This window comes from Streptosporangium sp. NPDC006007 (assembly GCF_040614315.1).
Classification (GTDB): domain Bacteria; phylum Actinomycetota; class Actinomycetes; order Streptosporangiales; family Streptosporangiaceae; genus Streptosporangium.
Window position 1 is genome coordinate 1 of record NZ_JBEXUG010000104.1, and the last position, 1,511, is coordinate 1,511.

Here is a 1,511-nt window from a genome sequence, read left to right on the forward strand (position 1 = left end):
ATAGAATTGTTGTTCAGTAATTGTCATCTATCCCCTCCACCACTTTCACTAAATCAGTCATCATCCCCTCCAATCGCTGCGAGTGCTTTTTCTAAATCAGGCAAAATCCAGTCTGTTTGAATAGTTCCTAAATGCCCATCACGTTTAATCGTTCCAATAACATGCTCGATATACTTTTTCGCAGTGTTAATCTGTTCTTGGAGTTTTTCAACCGTTTTTTCGTCAGTGTCTGAAGAACATTCATCACATACAATAAATTCTCCTTCTGGAAGCCATTCAGGTTCGATTGGTTTATCACAGCTATAACATGTTGTTTGCTTCATCATTTTTCACACCTCCCCAGTGCTACCAAAACCGCCTGTACGCTTTCCATTTGCGTTGTCATCGTCTGTTGTAAGGTATTTGACAAATACCCCTTGCATTATTCTTTGACCTTTAGAAATGGTTACAGGCTCTTTTGAGATGTTCATAAATAAGCCTTTAAATTCTTGCGGATAGTAATCTGAATCGATAATTCCTACTGAATTAATCAATGCAATGCCACGCTTAACTGGATTACTTGAACGGTCGTATAATTTCAATACTTCATCATCACCAAGTTGAACAGCTAGCCCAGTGCTTACCATTTTAATTTCATCAGGTTGAATCGTAACTGTTTCACTTGCTGAAATGTCATATCCTGCGCTATGTTCTGTCGCTCGTTCTGGAATAGTCGCATTTTCGTTTATTTTTTTAAATCCTCTTGTCATTCTCCGTCCTCCACAGGCACAGCAAACTGCCAGTAACGCTCATCAATTGACTTGATTTCTTGTTCTGTTAATTTTAATGCATAATCTTTCCCTTTTGTAAATTCTAAGATTATTCCACTTTCCGCTTTTGATACGAAGGTTGAATCGCTAGTTGAATCGCTTAATCCAAAAACTTTTGGTAAGTCAATATAGAACAGCTGCGGTTTTTCTACTTGATAGCCTGTAATAGCTAAATGAGAAAGGATAAATAACTTATTATTTAGACCTCCAAAACCAAATCGTCTATCTTTAAATTGGAAATCATTCAGCCACCAAAAGCCTTTTTCTGTCAAAATATCAAGATTCTTCAAATCAGTAAGTGTGGCAAAATTATTCTGAGTTTTCAAGTATTTGATAGCTTTATCAACCTCTTCAGGCACGACTGGCAGGGCTTGCTGTTGGAGTTGGGATTTTAAATCAATGATTTGCGATTCTAGTTTAGAACTTCTGATTACTTCTTTTTCATAGCTATCATTGAGATTACTATATTTATCAAATAGCTCCTGATATTCTTCGTCAGCTTGTGCTATCAATGTTTTAACATGAACGGCCGCATAATATTTAGTGTCACCAATAGGATGCTCAATATTTTTTATTGGCAACTTTTCCAATTTCTCTTCAAACTTAGTCATTTTTCGTGTCCTCCAAGACAAATGGCATAAACCACTTGCCTCTGTTTAGTTGTATCTGTGCTACATCTTCTTTTTTACATTGATTCAAAGC

3 protein-coding genes are annotated in these 1,511 nt (G+C 36.4%); all 3 read right to left on the reverse strand.

Going from position 1 to position 1,511, the window contains the following annotated elements; translation table 11 throughout:
- Positions 1 to 53 precede the first annotated feature (53 nt).
- Genes ABZ194_RS30320 through ABZ194_RS30330 form a run of 3 tightly spaced genes read right to left on the reverse strand, consistent with a single transcriptional unit; the run spans position 54 to position 1,420 of the window.
- Positions 54 to 326 (reverse strand): hypothetical protein, encoded by a 273-nt coding sequence (locus ABZ194_RS30320; protein ID WP_014570742.1) that lies wholly within the window; start codon positions 324 to 326, stop codon positions 54 to 56.
- Between the two features lie 3 nt (positions 327 to 329).
- Positions 330 to 749, reverse strand: a complete 420-nt coding sequence (locus ABZ194_RS30325; protein WP_312258070.1) for a dUTP diphosphatase — start codon at positions 747 to 749, stop codon at positions 330 to 332.
- The gene (locus ABZ194_RS30330) at positions 746 to 1,420 is read right to left on the reverse strand and encodes a DUF1642 domain-containing protein (RefSeq protein ID WP_014570539.1); all 675 of its coding nucleotides are present in this window, start codon (positions 1,418 to 1,420) and stop codon (positions 746 to 748) included. Before ABZ194_RS30330 ends, ABZ194_RS30325 begins: the two co-directional genes overlap by 4 nt.
- Between the last annotated feature and the right edge of the window lie 91 nt (positions 1,421 to 1,511).